Genomic DNA, 20,449 nt, shown 5'->3' on the forward strand with positions numbered 1-20,449 from the left:
GTATGAAGATAAATGTAATAGGTGTTCCCTTGAATCTGGGATGTGACCGGGCTGGCGTAGAGCGTGCCCCGAACCACCTTCGGGAACGGGGATTGATGGGGGTGATCCGGAAGAACGGGCATAAAGCCTTTGACTTGGGTAATTTGTATGTACCCCCTGTTAGCGAGGCGGATAAGTTCGTACGGGGTAACAGCATGAAATATCTGGATGCGATCGTGGAGGTGAATACGAATCTGGCGGAGTTGGTTTATGATACATTGCGTGGAGGAGCGTTCCCCTTGGTGATTGGCGGGGATCATTCGCTGGGTTTAGGTAGCGCCTCGGGCGTGGGTAAATGTTATGATGATTTCGGTATTATCTGGCTGGACGCTCATGGGGATATCAATACCAGCGAGACTTCTCCCAGTGGTAATATCCACGGGATGCCTCTGAGTGCGTTGATGGGGATGGGAAGCGAGGAACTGGTGAATATCTACGCTCCCGGGAATAAGGTGAATCCGCAGAACGTATTCTTGGTCGGGACCCGCAGTCTGGATGAGGGCGAGTGGGATTTGATCGAGCGGGAGAAGCTGAGTGTCTATACGATGGAGACGATCCATCTGAAAGGCATCGGCTTCGTAGCTGAGGACATCAAGCGGAAATTGAAGGAACGGAAGATCCGCAACGTGCATTTCAGCATAGACGTGGATAGCATAGACCCCCGTTTCGCTCCGGGCACGGGAACTCGTGTGTGTGAGGGACTGATGCCGGATGAGTTTAATAACTTCGTGGATCATATGTTGTCTACGAATCTGGTTAAGTCGATGGATTTGGTAGAGCTGAATCCGGAGCTGGACGTGAACGAGCAGACCACAAACCTTTGTCTGCAGATCATCGATTATATTACCGCCCGTCTATAAGGAATCTAAATTCCATGGTTTATGATAAGAGTGTGAAAAGGAAGTCCCCTTGTTCCGGTTAAGACCGGATACGAGGGGACTTGAAAATACGATATGTCTATTGGTTTATTTCATTCTTCGGATATTGGCGTAATTGAAGCTATCGCTCAAGAAATCGTCCTCGCTGAATTTATAGCCTTGCGGTCCCCAGTTGCCCATAGCGAGCATGGCGATCATCTTCATCGGGTTGAAACCGCTCATATCGCCGCCGGCGGCCGCTAGAGGAACGGACTCCATCAACTTGCGCATGGAATGTGGATAATTCTCGTTGATCACCATGTTGCGGTATAAGGCAAGGATTCCATCTCCTTGCTCCTTACGGTTCCAAGTCAGTATATATGTACCGTCGTTGGCTTCCGCCTTCGCTTGGAGATCGGGCAGTTTGGCGGAGTTGGCGTCCGCTATGATAAAGGTTACGAAACCTTCCTTGTCCACTTTAGGCATTTCTTTGTCGTAAATAGAGGCATACGAGTAGGTCTCGGCTGACCCAAGGCATATGGACCAGTATCGTACATCGGCGGTGGCGTATTCGCTTACGCTTTTAGGAGCCGTAGGAGGGATGAAACGGAAAGTTGCTACCTCCCCTTCGTTCAGTTTGATGCGGGCGAATAGGTATTCTGCCGGGCTGTTCGGGTACATTAGGCTCAGCGGGGCACGCATGAACGGGAGTTGCGGCAGGTCGGCGGAGAAATCCATCGGCGGCAAGTTCAACGATTCGTGGATGTTGCAGACCTCACGCTTCGGGAAATCTACTTCCTCACCTGTAGTCACATCGAAAGCTTGGATAGCAGGCATGTCCACGCCGCCATACTCATCGCCGCTATATTGTTTCGCCAAGTAAAGACGCATGAAAATGGAGACCATATTGACATCTTCCGGGAACTCACATACGTTCTTCATCGAGGCACGTGCGCTGGCGGGGGTGTTAGCGGGAATGATGTAAATCGTATAGCCATTTGCTCCGTAGTCATCTGTTTCCTTTACATAAGGGTTGATGGAGCTGTCGTCGGGTTGGATATTTACGTCTTCAATGCTGGATACGTCTATTTGGGTCTCGTCGTTATAAACCGTGAAGTTGGAGAAGCGTGACTTCGGGAACTTTCCAGTCAAACGAAGGCCGATGTTTGGATTATCTTTGTAAGAATAGGTGTATTCCCAATAATCGGCATAGATATCAGGAAAGGCCAGTAGGGTTTGATTGTCGCCTCGAAGCGTCTTGCCCCATTGTTCCTTGGGTTCCGGGTTGTTGATTTGAGGGGTATTCTCATCATCGTCGTCGCAAGCGGTGAACATACCCACAGTAAGGGCTACCAACATTAAGTAAAAAATCTTCTTCATGATTCTGTTCGTTAATTAATCTGTTTGTTATTAAAATGAGAGCGCAAAAGTATCTCATTTCCAATTAGGGTTGACCTATTGAAAATGAAATACCTTGGATAAGACCACAGAATCCTAGGAATGGAACAGCTAGAAGGGATATCCGATAGCGAAATGGTAACCCATGCCGTCCTTGAATTTCGGGATATTGTAATAGCCTTTCTTTCCGGTATCGTAAGGGAGATGCAGACCGATACCCACGTCGAAACGGATGACGATAAAGGTGAGGTCGTAACGCAGGCCGAAGCCGGTTCCTAAGGCTAGATCCTTGAGGAAGCTACCCCATTTCAGTTGTCCGCCGGGACGATCCGGATCGTTTCGGATCAACCAGATGTTGCCGCTGTCGAGGAAGGTAGCCCCGTGGAGGTCGCCAAGGATCGGGAAGCGGTATTCGAGGTTGGCCTCGAATTTAAGATCACCCGTACGGTCGATGTAAGCGTATTTATTGTTGTCGCTGTTCTGGTAGTAGCGTCCGGGACCGATGCTGCGGATCGTAAAGGCACGGATGCTATTCGCTCCGCCGATGTAGAATTGCTCGTTATAAGGGGAGGTACGGGCGTTGCCGTAGCTATAAATAGCGCCGGCCATTAATCGGCCTACGAGATATTGCTTATGCCCGAGGGCGTAATTATAACGTATCTCGGCGGTTCCCTTGATGAATTGGGCGAAGGGGTTGCCGAGTAATTCCTTATCCTCTTTATTGAATTTCTTCCCGGCTAACGCATAAATCCCATCCAAGACAAGGCCCGCTTGGGTAACGGATGCCTGCCACCAAAGATGGTTCCGGCGACTGGTAATCGGGGAATCATCATAGGTATAGGTATAGTTCATGGCCGGGATGAATTGATTTTGCAAACTCTTTTTTAGAGCCTTATTCACGTTGGTAATGCTGTCGAACTCGTGCGTGGTATGCTGGAGCAAGTTGAACGTCAGCTTGAAAGGGGTGATGGAATGATGAGACGTGGCGGTAGGCTGGAACTCATACGAGGCGTCACCACCGAATGCCAGCAACTTGAAGAAACGGGCCCGGTTCATCTGGTCCGCATAGAGGCGGAAGGTGGTGCTGGCCGGGAAATTCATGTCCCGTTTGCTGAATGTAGGGAACAATACCCGTGGGAAAGTCAGCGTGGTAGTCAAGCCTAACTCATAACTGTTGATCTTGGAGTTGCTACCATCCAGCTTGTTGCCGGTCTGCCATTCGTAAGAGCCGCGGAGTTTCACGCCGAAGGTCTCGCCCCCTCCGAAGACATTCCGTTTGGTCACGCTGAAAATGGCGCCCGGACCCACTTGGTCGTTGCTCTTGGCGGTAACGTTCAACTCGAGCTCGCCGTCCAATGGAAGATCGTAGACCGTATTGATCCGCAGATCCAGCGTATCTTGACGGCGCATGGTATCACGGGGGGAATATTGCAACTCGGCATAACGGAAGATACCCAAGCGGGACAGGGCCGTTTGCGTCCGTTCCTGCGCCCGCTGGTTATAAAGTTCCCCCGGCTTGAAATATAAACGGTTGTAAATGACCGAGGGGCGAACCCTTAGCTTACCCTCATAATGGATCGTAAGGTCCTTATAGCGGATCGAGTCCGTGGGAGTCTCATTCTGATAGCCGTTTAGCCAGACGGATATATCCCCGAGTTTCCAAGGACGGAGGGCCGAGGGGGGCAGGCTTTCCTTCGGGGCCACCCGTAAGGCCACTTTCCCGGGGTTCAACAAGGTATCCGCTTGATAGGTGATGAAATCGGGACGGAAATAGTAATATCCGTTGTTACGGAGCAAGGACGAGATGCGTTCCCGCTCGGCTTGCAATTGGACGACATTGAAATTCTCTCCTTTGTGGAGGATACGATCGCCGATCGTGGCATCGATCAATGAGTCGGCACGGTGACGGATATGGACGTATTGGATGCTGTCCAGCGTATACGGATCGTTCATGGTGACACTGTATTCCAGCTTCGCCTTCCGGGGATTCTTGGGATCGGGTATGACCTCGAAAGAAGTCTCTCCGTTGAAATAACCGTACTCGTTCAATAGGTTCCGGGCTACCTTGACGCGGACATCCGGGTTCACGGTGGTGATCAGCACCGGTTTCGACGCCAGTTTGTTGAAGATCCACTTGCCGACCTTCCCTTTCTTGTTCACGAAAGCGTTGTAGACCCACAGGCCGAAAGGAAAAGGCACCCGGATCGAGGAGCTTCCCAGCAAGGCGTTGTTGGGGGGATAGGCTAGGGCGGCCTCGACCTCTTCCAAGGCGGCTTCGCCGGGTTTGGTCTTATCCTCGTTCTTCACCTCTATTTTCTTGATACCGGTATATAGGACCGCTCCCTCGGGAAGGTTCTTCGTGGTGGAGCAAGAGGAGAGAAGAAGTACGGATAGGAGGATGCTCCCGGTGGCGACGTGCCATCCCCCGCTCGGGTTAGACGCTCTCCCTCGCCCGAGGGAGACATCCTCCCCTGCCCGAGGGAGACACTCTCCCCTGCCCGAGGGAGACATCCTCCCCCGCCCGAGGGAGTCGTCCCGCCTAAAATATATTAAAATGCTTTTCATTCCTTTTCATCATTTATGGGTTTCACTTTCGTTTTCTTGAAGTTGAATAACTCCCTGAGGTGCATCATTTTCTTGCGGAGCACGATACCGGCCCCGGTCTCCGTGATCTCGCCTTCCAGCAGGCTCTCGTAGTTCTTGTCGTGGAAGAGCTTGACGTAGCGGGAGCCGCTGCTGTCCAGCCGGTATTCGACGGATACGTTGTCGATGAACGGCTGCGCCTGCCCGTTGTTAATGTTCTCGCCGGTAGAGATACGGCCGCCTAGAACCACACGGATACGGTCATTATAGAATCGCTTGGCGAAGCGGAAGGAGTAGTCGGTACGAGTACCGCCTCCGGCGTCGCCATTATCGTCGTATGTCTCCATGCCGAAACTGATATCCACGGACTTCAAGGCGCTTCCGGCGATGTTGTTGATCTCGCTTTGCAAGAAGCTGGTCAAGGCGTCTCCCATATTCATGTTCACTTTGCCGCTACCACCGCCACCGCCGAGGTACATACCGGTCACGAGCATGCTGACAGCCAGCTTCGCCCGTTCCTCCGGACCTTTCGAGGTTAGTTCCTCTTGCATCGCCATGTCTTCCGGGGCGGTGAGGGTAAATTGCAACCCTAGGTTCTCCAGTTGTTGGGTCAGTTCGATGCCTACGTCGAAATTCACCAAGCGGGGCGATGATTGCCCGGTTAGGGTGACGGACGTACGGACTCGCTCGGTAGCCGTAAGGTTCAAGGTCGGGTCCATGGGGTTGCCCGTCCATTGCACGTAGCTACCCTCCTGTACGTTGAACTCCTTCAGCGGGATGACCGGGATGGAGTACTTGATGGTTCCGCCCGTCAGCGTGTAGCGTCCGTTCAAGAACATATCGCCTTGCGGGGTATACTGGAAGGAAAGATCGCCGCCACCCTCCAAATTGATATGGTTGGACTGGTCGGGACTTAAATCCACGTTCGCTTGTACGGCGGGATCGATGTGGATCGTCATCAACATGTCCATGCCTCCCATCGGCAACGGGGGTTTACGAGGCATGCGCCGGCGTAAGGTATCCGTGAAAGAGGTGAAGGTTACCATGTCCGACATACGGTCTTGCACGGTCAACGGGGAGTCTTTCAGCACGTAGGTGATATTCGTCCCGCCCAATAACTGCAAGTCCCCTCGCATGGTCAAGGCATCCAACGGCCCGCGTACGGTAGAATTCAGGTTGACGAACAGCTTTCCGTAGACAAGGCTTTCCTCGTTTTTCTTAACGTTCAGCAGTTGCAAGTTATTCGCCGTTAGTTTAAGATTGGCGGTCATGCGGGATAAATCGTTGAAATCCACTTCTCCGTTGATGATAAACGGATTCTTGTTGTATGCGTAAATACCATATTGGTTGAACAAGATTCGGTTGTTCTTTATCTCTATCTTCTTATCGTCGAAACGGAAGGTAGAACCTGCGGCGCCTACATAAACGGAAGCGGTATCGAGAATCAGATATCCCTCGGCCATGGGTTTATCGCTTTGTCCGCTGATAGCGAGTGTACCATCGAGGTCTCCGCCCATTTTCGCCATATCATCCGGGATGAACGGGTTGGCGATATCCAAGGGGAAGTGCATGAACTCGATATTACCGCTGATATGGTCGGTCTCGCCCATCTGGTATAAGGCGGTAATGGCACTCACCTCTTTCCGGTCCCGGAAAAGGTGCATATCCACTTGATGGTTCCCCTGCTCTAAAGGTAGATAGACTGCGTTGAACATGAGTTCGCCGACCCGCTCGTTCTCATAATACAGATCATCAATGTTCATATCCGCCACGACCATGAAGGCCGAGTCGGAAGGAGCGTACTGGAAATCGGCGTTCAATATACCTTTCATCGGCGGGATATAACTGAATGCGTTGGAGATAACCCCAAGGTCGATCTGGTTCAACTCGGCGTGGACTTCCTCCATCTCGTCACTTTCCGCTTGGGAGTGTATCCAGAGGGCGGCGTTATTATCTCCGCTGAGTCGTAGGTTCGCCTCGATATCCTTCATGCTGCGTACCACGACGTAATTATCCGGATTCAGCTTGAAAGGGCGGAACGCTATGATCGGGTCATCGGGGAAGAGATGGAACTTGACCCCGTTCTGTATCTTATCGGCCCGGATTCCGAGCAACAAGCCGGTCTCGCCTTTCCCGTCCTTGAAATAAAGGCGGGCGTCGCCGAAGCCATAACGTATTTGCCCGTCCAGCCCGGCGCTGAAAGGTTGTTGCTGCCTGTATTTATTCTTGATCACTTGGGCGCTATAGAGTAATCCGAGCGAATCTTGGTGCATCTCCGCCCGGATGGTATCGATCTGCATCGTATCCCGTGCCAGATCGTAAATGGAGGCATCCATGCGTATACCCGTTTCCGGTGAGGTATAGGCGTTCATGGCGATGCTCTTGAAATCTACGTAATAGGTTTGGAGATAGTTGTAGATCGGATTGTCCTGTCCTGCCCGTACCTCGAGGTACATATCGGGGAGGAGCGGGCGAAGGATCTCCAGATTGACTGTCGAGTCCCGTTCCAATTGGAGGGTGATATCGTTCGATACCTTAGTCAACTTATCCGTGATGTGGTGTATGCAATCAGTACCCGTGAGGATGATCCCTAAATCCCCGGCGTGGAAAGACACACGGGTGGTATCGATATCCGTCCGGGCATGCAAGGTCAGCGTTTTCGGCTTGAAACTTTGTTTCGGGGTGACGACCTCCCAGTTTCCTAACGTAACGTCGATCGTGTTATCTTCATCCAGATTACTTTCTGCCTCGGCGAAGAGCTGGAAAGAGGTGGCGAAGGGATTTGCCATTAAGTGCATACCCTGTAAATCCATGTTCTCTACATCCGCTATCAACATCGCTTTCACCTCGTGCTTGTGGAGGGTCGCGTTTAAGGAGACATCCATTTTCGCCAACGGGTATTTGCTAAGCAAGTCCACTTTCAGTAAGTTCTTTTCCAGAGAGCCATCGATGGATACGTCTGATACCGATGAGGCGCCATAGCGTATATCCGATATCTTACCGTCCAGTTTGGCCCATGTACGTTCAGAGAAAGGATCTGTGCCCCGGCCTTCTGCTTTAACAGAGGCGGTCAGCCAAAATAGAGAGTCTTTAGGCATGAAATGAGTAGGTTCCAGACTGTCTATCCGTAAATTAGCCTCATAAGCCAGTTTTACCGGATTATAGCGGGCGGTCAGACCTACTTTGCCTTTATCTTGGGTAAGAACAAGCTCGGTGCGGTATTCTTGATTTGCGACTGTAGCTTCCCCCTTCAACTGAATTCCTGCCGGAATGGCAAATTGATCCCGTTGGGAGGCGGGAAGCATCGCCAGCAAAAAATCCAGATTACCGGATCGAGCCTTTAACTGAATCTCACCGGTTCGCCGGATGCTATCCGTCACGGACTCCATACTACCCGTGACGTTCATCTGAAACGCTCCCGGCAGCATGATATCGCCTTGTATGATACGTATACTGGAGAGGTTGCCTTCTACGCCAGCCGTAATAGCGAGAGGCTTGTCCGGGTAGGCTTTCTTGAAATCCTCCGGAAGAGAACCTGCCGCTATCAATAAATCCTCTTTCCCCAACGAGGCGTTTAACAGGGCTTTCATGCTACCTTGCGGATGATCCTCGAGGGAGCTCCAAGGGATAGTCGCTGTCAATCTCACTTCGGAATTTGGTGTCTGGAGAAGTAGGTCCGGTACGTCTATCTGTTCATGGTCACTCCGGACATTTCCTGCTAATGCCGAAACCTTAAGGCCGGAACGTTCTTCCACGAAGAATTCCTTGATGTGGGCGTTTATTTCTTTTCCTTGATATAAGATGGAATCGATAGAGGTGTTCAGGTTCGTTAAACTGATATGGGAGAAATCGAGTCCTTGCTCGGGTGCCGCGTAATTCCCGTCATAAGCGAATGTAGAATTCGTTATGTCAAAGTTTCTCGCCTTATATTGTTCCGCTCCAAGATCTACGAGGCCGTTATTTAGCCCGGCTTTATTTACGAAAGCCGTAAGGCGTAAGGAATCCGAGGGCATTTGTAGGGCGAAGGCTACCCGGTCCAAACTAATTTTATCCAGCTTGAGTACCCAGTTCAGAGGTGTGGAAGTCGTGTCTTCTTTCGAGGTTGAATCATTTAATAGAAGGGTAATGGCGGTATCGGATAAATCTACGGTATTAAATGTAGCTTTCTCCTCGGACAGGTCTATACGATCGGCGTGCAGGTAAAGCTTTCCCAAGAATCCTTTGATTTCCATACCTTCAATCATAGTCCCGGTGTTAACCTTTACGTTCCGGAGGTCGATCGCCTCTACCAATACTTGCTTCCGCAAAAGAGGAAGGGCACGAACCCGTACCGTCAAGCTCTGTAAACTCAACAAGGTATCGGCGGGAGGATTTACGACCTCGACACCCTTAACCGTAAGGTCTAACGGGAAAGATAGCCTAATCTGCTCGATCCCGATTTGCATACCAGTCGCTTTTCCTGCGTATTCGGTCGCTTTCCGTACCGCGAAGTTTTGGAAAGGAGGTATATATAGTAATATAGAGAGTAACAATACCAATGCGATCGGTATTAGGCATATCACTCCTATCCGTTTAATCCATACTCTCATATTGATACGTTTCTCTTTTTCTTATTTGTTTATTTGCCTGTTTTTATGACGATCGCTCCGTTTGCGCCTCTTACCCCGTATTCACCGGCGTCTTTCAATACTTTTAATTCCGAGACATCTTCGACGGGAATCGTGTTTAGAACAGATAGGTCCATCGGTATACCGTCTACCACTACTAGCGGGTCACTAGGACTGTTTAGGGAAACACTCGCACGGATGCGTACGGAACCATCGGCGAATGTTATGCCACTCATCCTTCGTAGCAGGCAATAGAGATCCCGGCATCCGGTTTTCTGTATCTCTTCTTTATTCATAACGCTTGAGCTTACTATTTTGTTTCGTTCCCTTTCCATAATTTCTTTTAGGGCCTCATCCGGTTCAAAACTACGCTTTGCGTTGAATGTGCTATTCTCTAAAGTAATGGTTATATAATTGTATCCGTTGACTGGGACTTTGACTATATTTCTTGTTTTCTTAATAGTGACGAACAAGGTATCATTCAGGTTAGCCCCCGGGATGGTGAATACGCCATGTTTGTTCGTTTTCACGGTGATCGGATTCTGACTGCCTAGCGTGACCGGATAGCGTTTGATTATTTTATCGCTGATGTCACGCAATACACCGACTAAAGTATCATTCTGTGCCAAAAGTATTTGACTGCTGAATGATAAGATGATGATTGAAAGATAATGTATTGTTTTCATAGCTCAATCTTTTTAGCTGAACATAACACAAAGATAATATAATATTTCTTAAAGGCAGAGTTTTAGGGTAAATTCGTAATAGGTATTATTTTTACGTTTCTATGTGGTCTCATTTGTCGCTAAAATGAGATTACTATAAATGGAAATCATTACATTTGCCAAAATAAAATGAACGGTATGGAATTAGATTTAGCCTATTTGTGTAAGGAGGTTCGAGAAATAGCTCGTGCTTCTGCGACATTCTTAAAAGAAGAACGCCGAAAGTTTGACTGGAACTTAGTGGAGGAAAAAAGTGCTCATAACTATGTATCTTATGTGGATAAAGAATCGGAACGACAGATCATAGAGGCTTTGTCTACTTTGCTACCCGAGGCTGGTTTTATCGCGGAGGAAGGCTCTGGAAGTTTGACCGATGAGGAATATTGTTGGGTAATTGATCCATTGGACGGTACTTCAAACTATATTCATGATATCGCACCTTATTGCGTGAGTATCGCTTTAAGAAATCGGAAGGAGTTATTGTTAGGAGTAGTCTATGAGGTGTGTAGGGACGAGTGTTTTTATGCAGTGAAAGGTGGTAAGGCTTACTTGGATGGGAATGAGATACATGTATCGGATGTCTCAGTACTGGATAACGCTTTCATTGCGTTGGGTTTCCCTTATAACTCTGATGCTTATCGTCCGGTAGCCGCTCATTTGGTTGATAGGTTGTATGGTTTTGCGGGAGGTACCCGTTTGATGGGATCTGCCGCCGCTGAACTGTGTTATGTGGCAGCAGGACGTTTTGATGCCCGTATAGAGGCCTTTTTAGGCCCTTGGGACGTAGCTGCTGGTGCCTTGATTTTATTGCAGGCCGGAGGAAAAATATCGGATTTCAATGGAGGAGAGAACTGGGCTTCGGGTGAACAGGTAGTTGCCAGCAATGGCAAGGTTCACTCTCTTGTGTTGTCTTTGTTGCCCTAATACTAGAGTAATCCTGCGTATTCTAGTGCTTCTGTGTGTATTTAAAAGGTAAAAGAGTTTAAACTTACTTCTTATTTGCGGGGTGTTTGATCCGTTTTGATTTTCAAAACAGATGGAGGAATGCAAATACCCGTAAATCCTCGTGTGTGTCTAATTCAGTAAAAATCAAGACTTTTAGGATTAGAGATTTTACTTACATTTGTGGAAAATAAAAATGTTACAGAGTATGAAAAACAATCTATACGTCTTTTTTCTGTTCTTTATTACTGGACTAATGTCATGTAGCCATCACTCAGGTCTATATGAACATGCGGAAAAGATAATGTCCCAACATCCCGATAGCGTTTTAACATTGCTATCAACAATACAAGATGTAAATGATCTTTCAGAAAAGGATCGTGCTATGTACTACCTACTTTTGACAGAAGCTCAAAATAAAACTTATGTCAAACCTACTTCAGATTCGTTAATTACAATAGCAGTTGAATTTTTTGATAAAACGGAAGATTGGGGAAGAAAAGCAAAAGCTTGGTATTATAGAGGGAGAATAAACCAAGACCTAGGTGATGCTCTTCATGCGCAGGATTATTATTTGAAAGCGTTGCAGGATGAAAATCAGATTAATGATTATATACTTATTGGACGAATTTATAGTAGCATAGGAATGTTATATACATATCAAAATGTGTATGAAAAGGCTCTTCCTTACCAAAGGAAGGCTTTAGATCGCTTTGCTTTAATGCAAGATTCAGTTGGAATATCATATGTTTTGAGAGATATAGGGCGAACTTTTACTGCTTTAGAAAAGAAAGATAGTGCAATAGCATATTATGAGCAAGCTCTTCTTGTTTGTAGTAGTCGTAATAAACCTCTGGTTTATGGTGAATTAGCCAGTTTGTATATAGATAAGGGAGAGTATCTAAAAAGTTACAAATATATACAGAAGGTTTTGAGCTCTCCTTCCAAAAAAGTGTTGTTGGATCCCACATATCTTACTTTAGGAAAACTTTTCCATAAAACAAATCAGATAGATTCTGCCTATTTTTATTTACGACTTTGTACTAATAGCCCTATTATTAAAACACGTGCGGGTGCTTTTTATTATTTGGCTCAATTAGAATTAGAAAAGAAACATTGGAAGAAGTACGCTATCAATCAGATACAATATGAAGAACTGAGAGATTCTATTAATCTGATTAAGCAGACTGAGTCAATTCGTAAAATGGAGAGTCTATATGATTATCATCAAGCTGAATCAAAATTTTTGAAAGCGAAGATTTTGCTTGATAAAATGGAGATAAGATATTTATACGTGTGTTTGTTTGGTGGAGTTTGTCTGATTTGTGTTGTAATAGGGGTAATATGTGTATATTTCTCTATGAAAAGAAAAAGGATGAAGCTGTGTGAGCAACGAGAAAAGCTATTTGTGCTAAAGAAGAAGCGAGAGGAAGATCAAATACGTCTTGAACATAATGAAAAGATGATCCAGTGTTTAGAAAAGCAACTGGAAGAGTCTTCCATGGCCTATACTGAAAAAGAGAAAGAACTTATGGCTTTGCAAAAATTAAAATTGGAAGCCGAAAATCAAACTTTAAAATGCGTTAAAACGGAAAAGCAACTTCTAATTGAGAAATTTTGTATGTCAGATATTTATTATAGATTTCACCTTAAAGAAGAATGGAGGCCTAAAGAAGAGGACTGGAAGCAGTTGTTTAAGGGTATAGATGATGCATATGACAATTTTACCCATCGCTTAATGAGTGTCGCTCCTAAATTAACGATGACGGAATTGCGGGTAAGCTGTTTAATTAAAGCAAATGTTCCTCCTGTTACCATTGCTATGTTGATTGTAACAACACCAACTAATGTTTCAATGATAAGGAAACGATTATATGATAAAATTCACTCAGAGAAAGGCTCTTCTGAAAAATTTGATAAGTTTATACGTGACTTTTAATAGGATTGTGCATAATTTGTGCAGTTAGTAATATCCAGTTTTTTAACTAATCATGCTATGTTTGTTGCACAATTAATACACATTTATTATGAGAAATGCATGTAAATTTGCTGTTTTAGCAGTTATGTTGTTTTTAGTTCAGTTTTCTTTTGCGGATACTATTCCTACAGAAGGACAATGGAATGAGGAGGATTATTATCGTTCTGTTCACACAAACCGTCCTCCAGTAGCATCAATCGAAGGAGACATCCTTTCCTTGAGCTTTGAAGATGCTTTATCAAACTTGACCGTATGTGTCATGAATGATAAAGGAGTGAAAGTCTATGAAGATGTTGTTTCTTCAGAGGCAGGTGGAACTTATTCTTTCTCTTTAGCGGGAGAAGCAAATGGCCAGTATCAGGTTGTGTTGTTACATCGGTTGGGACACTTGACCGGTAGCTTTACCTTGGAATAAAAAATTAAGAGGTTTTGTAAGAAGAAAGAGCTGTTAAGCTTCTCGGTAAAATGGGAAGCACAGCTCTTTTTTATTTGGACAACTGTACCAAATACGAATCTTTACTTGAAAACGTATCTATGTATATGTTTTACCGCTAAACGTATTATTAATCAGCCGGGAGTCATTCTGTTTATTGTATATTTCTTGAAAATAGGCTCCATTGTAGGCTGCTTTACTATCCATAGAAATTGCGATTAGTATTAATAGAAATTCAAAATACTATGGATACTAATCGGAGCTTGGATAGATACAATTTTATTGTATGTTGATTATGAGGTGTATAGGTAATAGTTTGGAAATATTAGACTTATTGTGCTTTTTAAGAGATCAAATTTGGTGTGGTTGGGCTATTTTTATTTCCAAATGGTGTTATTTCATGACTATATTATAACTTGAAAAATTCATAGTTATGAAATTCACAACTCATAACTATGTTTTGAAAAAAACATAACTATGAAATTTTATAGGATTTAGCTGTTAAAATCAATATGGATTTCCCCCTTGTCTAAGAAATGACAGAACAATACTATTATATATGCCGTTTATTCTGTATTTTTGCCAGAAAAATTAGCAGACATGGCTGAAAGCAAAGTTGAACACCTATTGGATAGCATTCATTTTCCGGAAGACCTGAGACATTTGTCACAGGATAAGTTGGAGCAGGTATGTGCCGATTTGCGTCAATATATTATCGATGTTTTGTCTGAGAATCCCGGTCACCTAGGTGCAAGCCTTGGTACGGTAGAGCTGACAGTCGCCCTTCATTATGTATTCAATACCCCCTATGACCGTATTGTCTGGGATGTCGGGCATCAAGCTTACGGACATAAAATACTTACAGGAAGGAAAGATATTTTCCATACGCTTCGTAAGTTTAAAGGAATTAGCGGCTTCCCTAATCCTGCGGAAAGTGAGTATGACGCTTTTATCGCCGGACACGCCTCAAATTCAATCTCTGCGGCGATGGGTATGTCGGTAGCCTCGGCCTTGAAGAAGGAACTGGATCGCCATGTGATCGCCGTGATCGGGGATGGCGCTATGACCGGAGGACTCGCCTTCGAGGGGTTGAATAATGCGTCTGCCAACCCTAATAATTTGTTGATTATCCTGAATGATAACGATATGGCGATAGATCATAGCGTAGGTGGTCTTAGCCAGTATTTAGTGGATATAACGACGAGTCAAGCCTATAATAAAATGAGATACGATGTGTATCGAGGCTTAAAGAAGATCAAGCTCATCAATAACGATCGCCGGGAAAACATCTTACGTTTTAACAATAGCCTTAAAGCATTGCTTACCCAGCAACATAATTTATTTGAAGGCTTCAGCATCCGTTACTTCGGTCCGGTGGATGGGCATGATGTAAATTATCTGGTGAAGGTATTGAATGATATAAAAGATATGCAAGGCCCTAAGCTGTTGCATATCAAAACGAAAAAAGGAAAAGGCTTTAAACCTGCGGAAGAGTCCGCTACGGAATGGCATGCTCCCGGAAAGTTCAATAAGGAAACCGGCCAGCGTATTATCGTTCGTAAATTAGATGAACCTCAATTATATCAAGACGTGTTCGGTCATACATTGGTAGAGCTTGCGGAGAAAGATGAGCGTATTGTAGGCGTAACTCCGGCTATGCCTTCCGGCTGCTCGATGACTTATATGATGAAAGCCTTCCCGGATCGTGCGTTTGATGTGGGAATTGCGGAAGGACATTCCGTAACTTTCTCTGCCGGATTAGCTAAGGAGGGAATGATACCTTTCTGCAACGTGTATTCTTCGTTTATGCAGCGTGCGTATGATATGGTTATCCATGATGTAGCTTTGCAAAAACTACATATGGTGATCTGTCTGGATCGTGCGGGATTAGTGGGAGAGGATGGAGCTACACATCATGGCGTGTTTGATTTAGCATATCTTCGTCCGATACCGAATTTGGTAATCGCTTCCCCATTGAATGAGTTGGATTTACGGAATTTGATGTATACAGGCTATGCTGCTTTTAATGGCCCGTTCGTAATCCGTTACCCTAGAGGTAAGGGGGAGATGAAAGATTGGCGTAACGAGATGCAAGTATTGCCTATAGGAAAAGGGAAAAAGTTGCGTGACGGGGATGATATCGCCGTACTTTCTATCGGACCGATCGGAAACGAGGTGATCAAAGCCATCGAGATGGTGAAAGAAGAGGGGGTATCGATAGCCCATTACGATATGATCTACTTGAAACCGTTGGATGAGGAGCTGTTGCATGAGATCGGGCGGAAATATAACCGTATTATTACGGTAGAGAATGGAGTGATAAAAGGTGGTTTTGGTAGCGCTGTCCTTGAGTTTATGGCAGACAATGGTTATACGCCTCATGTAAAGCGTATCGGAGTGCCGGATGCGTTTATCGAGCATGGTTCTATACCGGAACTGTATCAATTATGTGGTATGGATGCCGAGAGCATTGCGAAACAGTTGAAAAAGGAGAATTGATTATTGTCAATTAATAAAATATGAAAATTGTCATAGCCGGTGCGGGAGAAGTAGGTACACATTTAGCGAAAATGTTATCTCAAGAGAATCAGGACATCATTTTGATGGATCCGAATGAGGAACGGCTGAATTTCTCAAAATCTAGCATGGAGATTCTCCCTATGGTCGGGAATCCGACCTCGCTTAGAGATTTGGAGGAAGCGGGGATCAAGAAAGCGGACTTGTTCGTAAGTGTTACTCCCGAGGAGACTACCAATGTGACGGCTTGTATGTTGGCTCATAATCTAGGAGCGCATCGTACGTTGGCCCGAATTAATAATTACGAATATTTATTGCCTAAAAATAAAGAGCTGTTCGAGAAACTGGGAATCAACTCGATGATTTACCCTGAGATGTTGGCGGCTAAGGAGATCGTGACAGCTGTACGCCGTCCGTGGACACGCCAATATTGGGAGCTGTTTGGTGGAGCTTTAATTCTGATAGGTGTTAAAGTTCGGGATAATTCCCGTTTGGTGAACCGGGTATTGGCCGAATTGCTAAATGAGCAGAAGCTATATCATATTGTCGCTATTAAGCGAAAGAACGAGACGATAATCCCCCGTGGTACGGACCGGATAGAGTCTGGTGACATCGTGTTCTTTACGACGACCCGATCTCATATAGAGGATGTGCGCTTACTGGCCGGGAAGAAAGATCCGGAAGTAAAGAAGGTTATTATTATGGGAGGAAGCCGTATCGCTATCCGTGCTTGCCAATATTTACCTAATAACATCCGGGTAAAAGTAATTGAGGCTAATAAAGAGAAAAGTCATCGAATCGCTGAGGTAGTGCCTAGTAATGTCTTGATTATAAACGGAGACGGCCGTGATACTGATTTGTTGATGCAAGAAGGCATCAAGGATGCGCAGACTTTTATAGCTTTGACGGAAAACTCCAGCACGAATATATTGGCATGTCTGGCCGCTAAGCGTTTAGGTGTGTTTAAGACAATCGCTAAGATTGAGAATATCGATTATATCCAATTGGCGGAAAGTATGGACATCGGTTCGGTTATCAACAAAAAGCTGATAGCGGCCAGCCATATCTATCAATTTCTTCTGGATGCGGATGTCTCTAACGTGAAATGTTTGACCTTTGCGAATGCGGATGTAGCGGAGTTGGTGGCTCGACCGGATTCAAAGATTACCAAGAAACAAGTCAAGGATCTCCGTCTGCCGAAAGATATGACTCTCGGTGGGTTGATTCGTGACGGTGAACCTATGATGATCAAGGGTGATACTCAGATACAGGCATACGATCATGTTGTCGTATTCTGCTTGGATACGGCTATGCGTAAGCTGGAGGACTACTTTAACTAGTTGATAGTTATGTTGAACGTACGTTTTATAGTGAAGATGCTAGGGGTGATGTTCATCCTTGAGACTTTTTTTATGCTGGCTGCTACTGTCGTAGCCTTCCTTTATCGGGGGAGTGATGTCTATCCGCTTCTTATTTCAAGCGGAATCTTATTCGGGACCGGTTTTTTGTTCTACTCTATGGGCTTTAAGGCGAATGAACACTCGGCCGGCCGGCGGGAAGGAATGTTGATCGTGACATTGACTTGGATTTTATTCTCTTTATTTGGAATGTTACCATTCTATATTGGAGGATATATAGATAATGTGACCGATGCCTTTTTCGAGACCATGTCCGGATTTACGACTACAGGCTCTACTATTTTAACGAATATAGAGGCATTGCCTAAAGGTATCTTATTCTGGCGGAGTCTTACACAGTGGCAGGGAGGTATCGGTATGGTCGTATTCACCGTGGCTTTGATGCCTATTTTCGGAGGTGGTGCCTCGCAGATGTTTGATGCCGAAACGCCCGGTATAACCCATGAACGTTTTCGTCCTCGTATTACGCAAGTCGCTAAACGCCTGTGGGGGGTGTATGTTTTTCTGACACTTTTTTTAGTCGGCCTTTTATGGGCTGGTCCGATGAATTTGTATGATGCGGTAAATCATGCGTTCACGGCTATATCTACTGGTGGATATTCAACCAAAAACGCAAGTATCGCTTATTGGAATTCCTCTTATATAGAGTATGTAATAACTATTTTCATGTTTATCGGAGCTACCAATATGACATTGGTTTATTTCTGTTTTAATGGAAATGTGAAGAAATTGATTAAAGATGAGGAGTTTCGCTGGTTTTTCTTTTTTGTTTTAAGCGCTATTATCGTTGTCATGGTGTGGATCTTGTACCTTGGATTCGCCTCGGATGTAGAGAATGCGTTCCGTAAGGCGGCTTTCCAAGTGGTGACCTTGGTTTCTACCTGTGGATTCGCTACGGATGACTATATTCCTTGGGGACCGTTTTTCTGGTTTATCGCATTGATCTTGATGTTTATTTGTGGATGCGCCGGATCTACTTGCGGTGGCTTGAAGATGGGACGCTTCGTTATTTTAACGAAGAATCTCTCCAATGAATTTAAGAAACAGACACATCCCCATGCGGTGATTCCAGTACGAATGAACGGACATGTCGTATCTGGTGATATCGTACACCGTGTGTTAGCTTTTGTGTTCGCTTATATTACGTTAATCGTGGTGAGTTGTTTGGCTTTATCTTTGGATGGGATGGGATTTTCGGAGGCGATTGGTGCTGCTGTTTCTGCTATAAGTAACGTAGGGCCCGGCTTGGGAACGCTTGGTCCGGTAAGTAATTTTGCGGATGTCCCCACGGTGTCGAAATGGTTTCTGTCTTTTTTGATGTTAACAGGGCGTCTGGAGATATTTACGGTATTAACGATATTAGTCCCCGGTTTTTGGAAACAGTAAAATTATTGAAAATGAAAAGTATACAGGTCATTGCTAGTCTGCTGTGTGGTATTCTGTATTGTGGGATTTCTTTAAATGCCCAGAATGTATTGAAAGCAACGGGTTGGATGCCAGAGCACACATTTACTTCCGGAATAGAAGGTCCGGCTGTAGATAGCGAAGGAAATTTATATGCCGTAAATTATAAGAAAGAAGGGACGATCGGTATTGTACGCCCAGATGGTAGCCATGGCTGTTTTCTCACTTTGCCGGAAGGATCTACCGGGAATAGTATCCGCTTCGGGAAAGACGGAAATATGTACGTGGCGGATTATACAGGGCATAATATCTTAAAAGTGGATATGAAATCTAAGAAGATCAGCGTATTCGCTCATGAGCCAAAGATGAATCAACCAAACGATATTGTATTTGCCCCCAATGGAAATATGTATGCGAGTGACCCGGATTGGCCGAATCAAAAAGGCCAACTTTGGTTGATTACCCCGGATGCGAAAGTCTCCTTATTGGAGACGAATATGGGAACGACTAATGGCATCGCTGTGAGTGAGGATGGTAAACGCTTGTACGTTAATGAATCTGCCCAATTAAAAGTCTGGGTATATGATATATGCCCGGATGGTACTTTAAGGAATAAACGTCTATTTCATACTTTTGAGGGGTACGGTATGGATGGTATGAAGTGTGACGAGAAAGGAAATCTTTATATTTGCCGTTATGATAAGGGTACTATAGCTTTGTTAAATCCGCAAGGAGATTTAGTTGAAGAGATTCAATTGACAGGAAAACAGCCGTCTAACTTAACATTTGGAGGACCTGATCATCGTCAATGTTATGTGACATTGCAGGATCGGGGTTGTTTTGAAACCTTTAAGGTTCCTTATCCGGGAAAAGAATGGTAACCCGATATACGTTTTTGATTAATTTTGCGTTATAATAGGTACGGAATATTAAAAAGATATATAGATGATAGAATATATAAAGGGTGAAATCGTGGAACTTACACCTACACGTATGATTTTGGAGTGTGGTGGTATAGGCTACGAGCTGAATATATCCTTGAATACATATAGTGCGTTTGGGAACAAGACTACCGGAAAAATATATATATATGAGGTAATCCGGGAAGATGCTCATTTACTATTTGGCTTTGCCGAGAAAATCGAAAGGGAGTTGTTCCTTTTGCTTACTTCCGTTTCTGGAGTGGGACCGAATACCGCACGCATGATCCTTTCTTCTCTACCGCCCTCCGAATTGGTTCAAGTGATCGGTTCAAAGAATGAGGCCGCATTGACTGCCGTGAAAGGGATTGGTTTGAAGACGGCCCAGCGTATCTTGGTAGATTTGAAAAATAAGGTGAAACCTATGGAGAGTATGGCCGGAAACTTGCCGGAGGCATCAGTCTCTAATGGAGCGGTAACCGAGGAGGCCGTAGCCGCATTGGTTATGTTGGGTTTCCAGAAAGCGGCTTCGCAAAAAGCGGTATCCGCTATTTTGAAAGGCTCGCCCACTTTAGCTGTGGAACAAGTAATTAAAACTGCGCTTAGAATGCTTTGATAATTGACAATT

At 45.3% G+C, this 20,449-nt stretch carries 13 protein-coding genes; 9 read left to right on the top strand and 4 right to left on the bottom strand.

The features are described from left to right. Window positions 1-2 precede the first annotated feature (2 nt). Window positions 3-899, top strand: a complete 897-nt coding sequence (rocF, locus tag NBH16_RS02370; RefSeq protein ID WP_005861034.1) for an arginase — start codon at window positions 3-5, stop codon at window positions 897-899. A gap of 105 nt (window positions 900-1,004) precedes the next feature. On the opposite strand, the gene NBH16_RS02375 is transcribed toward rocF, so the two are convergent. From NBH16_RS02375 to NBH16_RS02390, 4 genes are all read right to left on the bottom strand, one after another. Next, entirely contained in the window at window positions 1,005-2,276 is a 1,272-nt protein-coding gene (locus NBH16_RS02375; protein ID WP_250788051.1) for a hypothetical protein, read from the bottom strand. 129 nt (window positions 2,277-2,405) lie between these two features. Next, a complete protein-coding gene (gene tamL, locus NBH16_RS02380; RefSeq protein WP_005866633.1) occupies window positions 2,406-4,859 on the bottom strand; it encodes a translocation and assembly module lipoprotein TamL in 2,454 nt (817 codons plus the stop codon). After that, window positions 4,856-9,466, bottom strand: a complete 4,611-nt coding sequence (locus tag NBH16_RS02385; RefSeq protein WP_250788053.1) for a translocation/assembly module TamB domain-containing protein — start codon at window positions 9,464-9,466, stop codon at window positions 4,856-4,858. The genes tamL and NBH16_RS02385 overlap by 4 nt, the downstream gene beginning before the upstream one ends. Before the next feature lie 29 nt (window positions 9,467-9,495). Then, window positions 9,496-10,170 carry a TonB-dependent receptor plug domain-containing protein gene (locus tag NBH16_RS02390; protein WP_048927898.1) on the bottom strand — a complete coding sequence of 225 codons (675 nt, stop codon included), beginning with the start codon at window positions 10,168-10,170 and terminating at the stop codon, window positions 9,496-9,498. 177 nt (window positions 10,171-10,347) lie between these two features. Between NBH16_RS02390 and NBH16_RS02395 the strand changes: the two genes are divergently transcribed. The 8 genes from NBH16_RS02395 (at window position 10,348) to ruvA (ending at window position 20,437) form a co-directional block, all read left to right on the top strand. Beyond that, on the top strand, window positions 10,348-11,133 hold the full coding sequence (locus NBH16_RS02395; RefSeq protein ID WP_057326074.1) for an inositol monophosphatase family protein: 786 nt from the start codon (window positions 10,348-10,350) through the stop codon (window positions 11,131-11,133). Between the two features lie 226 nt (window positions 11,134-11,359). Further along, entirely contained in the window at window positions 11,360-13,090 is a 1,731-nt protein-coding gene (locus tag NBH16_RS02400; RefSeq protein ID WP_250788055.1) for a tetratricopeptide repeat protein, read from the top strand. Window positions 13,091-13,178: 88 nt separating this feature from the next. Next, window positions 13,179-13,544 (top strand): DUF3244 domain-containing protein, encoded by a 366-nt coding sequence (locus tag NBH16_RS02405; RefSeq protein ID WP_121960963.1) that lies wholly within the window; start codon window positions 13,179-13,181, stop codon window positions 13,542-13,544. A 618-nt stretch (window positions 13,545-14,162) separates the two neighbouring features. Further along, window positions 14,163-16,061: a 1-deoxy-D-xylulose-5-phosphate synthase gene (gene dxs, locus NBH16_RS02410; RefSeq protein WP_008773943.1), complete on the top strand. Its 1,899-nt coding sequence runs from the start codon at window positions 14,163-14,165 to the stop codon at window positions 16,059-16,061. Between the two features lie 20 nt (window positions 16,062-16,081). Beyond that, a complete protein-coding gene (trkA, locus tag NBH16_RS02415; protein WP_005861043.1) occupies window positions 16,082-17,419 on the top strand; it encodes a Trk system potassium transporter TrkA in 1,338 nt (445 codons plus the stop codon). A gap of 9 nt (window positions 17,420-17,428) precedes the next feature. Then, window positions 17,429-18,883, top strand: coding sequence for a TrkH family potassium uptake protein (locus tag NBH16_RS02420; RefSeq protein WP_005861045.1), 1,455 nt, complete (start codon window positions 17,429-17,431; stop codon window positions 18,881-18,883). 11 nt (window positions 18,884-18,894) lie between these two features. Next, a complete protein-coding gene (locus tag NBH16_RS02425; RefSeq protein WP_057319230.1) occupies window positions 18,895-19,782 on the top strand; it encodes an SMP-30/gluconolactonase/LRE family protein in 888 nt (295 codons plus the stop codon). Window positions 19,783-19,846: 64 nt separating this feature from the next. Next, on the top strand, window positions 19,847-20,437 hold the full coding sequence (gene ruvA, locus NBH16_RS02430; RefSeq protein ID WP_005866654.1) for a Holliday junction branch migration protein RuvA: 591 nt from the start codon (window positions 19,847-19,849) through the stop codon (window positions 20,435-20,437). Window positions 20,438-20,449 lie beyond the last annotated feature (12 nt).

Source organism: Parabacteroides sp. Y3-G-102 (assembly GCF_023656845.1).
Lineage (GTDB): Bacteria > Bacteroidota > Bacteroidia > Bacteroidales > Tannerellaceae > Parabacteroides > Parabacteroides distasonis.

Coding starts and splice junctions, on each gene's coding strand:
- ruvA (WP_005866654.1), top strand. CDS start 19,847: ATGATAGAATATATAAAGGGTGAAATCGTGGAACTTACACCTACACGT.
- trkA (WP_005861043.1), top strand. CDS start 16,082: ATGAAAATTGTCATAGCCGGTGCGGGAGAAGTAGGTACACATTTAGCG.
- dxs (WP_008773943.1), top strand. CDS start 14,163: ATGGCTGAAAGCAAAGTTGAACACCTATTGGATAGCATTCATTTTCCG.
- NBH16_RS02400 (WP_250788055.1), top strand. CDS start 11,360: ATGAAAAACAATCTATACGTCTTTTTTCTGTTCTTTATTACTGGACTA.
- NBH16_RS02375 (WP_250788051.1), bottom strand. CDS start 2,276: ATGAAGAAGATTTTTTACTTAATGTTGGTAGCCCTTACTGTGGGTATG.
- NBH16_RS02425 (WP_057319230.1), top strand. CDS start 18,895: ATGAAAAGTATACAGGTCATTGCTAGTCTGCTGTGTGGTATTCTGTAT.
- rocF (WP_005861034.1), top strand. CDS start 3: ATGAAGATAAATGTAATAGGTGTTCCCTTGAATCTGGGATGTGACCGG.
- NBH16_RS02390 (WP_048927898.1), bottom strand. CDS start 10,170: ATGAAAACAATACATTATCTTTCAATCATCATCTTATCATTCAGCAGT.
- tamL (WP_005866633.1), bottom strand. CDS start 4,859: ATGAAAAGCATTTTAATATATTTTAGGCGGGACGACTCCCTCGGGCGG.
- NBH16_RS02405 (WP_121960963.1), top strand. CDS start 13,179: ATGAGAAATGCATGTAAATTTGCTGTTTTAGCAGTTATGTTGTTTTTA.
- NBH16_RS02395 (WP_057326074.1), top strand. CDS start 10,348: ATGGAATTAGATTTAGCCTATTTGTGTAAGGAGGTTCGAGAAATAGCT.
- NBH16_RS02420 (WP_005861045.1), top strand. CDS start 17,429: ATGTTGAACGTACGTTTTATAGTGAAGATGCTAGGGGTGATGTTCATC.
- NBH16_RS02385 (WP_250788053.1), bottom strand. CDS start 9,466: ATGAGAGTATGGATTAAACGGATAGGAGTGATATGCCTAATACCGATC.